The sequence below is a fragment of the Vibrio genomosp. F10 str. 9ZD137 genome, assembly GCF_049974785.1.
Taxonomy (GTDB): Bacteria; Pseudomonadota; Gammaproteobacteria; order Enterobacterales; family Vibrionaceae; genus Vibrio.
The window spans coordinates 1-928 of record NZ_JBNGCJ010000839.1 but is presented as its reverse complement, the minus strand read 5'-3'; the positions used below and the strand labels follow the sequence as shown (position 1 = coordinate 928).

Sequence of the window (928 nt, the reverse complement as noted above, 5' to 3'; positions counted from 1 at the left end):
CGGCCACACACTTTCTCATGGCCTTCAATCGTGCCAACATCTGGCGTGTGGTGCCAGCAGCGATCACACTTCTCGGCTTCTGTCGCGGCCACTTCTACAAATAAACCGTCGACTTCGGTGCTATGAGCAGTATCCGTTTTATCCGTCAGTGCTTTCACTTCCACTTTGGATGTGAGCAGTACAAAACGCAGTTCATCTTCGAGCTTATTCATTTTCGTCGCTAGTGCATCGTCAGCATAGAGCGTCACTTCCGCTTGCAATGAACCACCAATGGTTTTCTCTTTACGTGCTTCTTCCAATAACTTGTTCACCGCACCACGAACCGCTTGAATTTCAGTCCAGAATTCGTTGTTTAGTTCTTCACCTTCAGAAAGATCACGTAAACCTTGATACCATTCACCTGTGAAGACGAATTTATCACGATCACCTGGCATTTCATTCCAGATTTCATCGGCAGTGAAAGACATAATCGGAGCCATCCAACGAACCAAGGCTTCAACGATATAGTAAAGGGCCGATTGACAGCTACGTTGAGCGTGACCACCCAGTTTTGCTGTGTATTGGCGATCTTTAATCACATCAAGATAGAAAGACCCCATTTCGATTGAACAGAACTGCATCAGACGTTGAGTCACTGCGTGCGTGTTGTATTCATCGTATGCTTTTACAATTTCTTCTTGTGCAGCAAATGCACGGCCTACGGCCCAACGATCCAATGCAACCATCTCTTCGAGTGGCACTAAATCTGTTTCTGGGTTGAAACCATTTAGGTTCGCTAGGAAAAAACGCGCTGTATTACGGATACGACGGTATGCATCAGCAGAACGTTTTAGAATCTCATCTGAAACGGCCACTTCGCCAGTGTAGTCAGTAGAAGCCACCCATAGGCGTAAAATATCGGCGCCTAGCTTATTAGTGACGTCTTTTG

Annotated in this window: 1 protein-coding gene; it reads right to left on the bottom strand. The window is 46.2% G+C overall.

The genetic code is table 11. From position 1 onward, the window contains the following. A partial coding sequence (locus ACP45E_RS19010; protein ID WP_141707429.1) for a class I tRNA ligase family protein occupies positions 1-928 on the bottom strand: 928 nt, incomplete at both ends.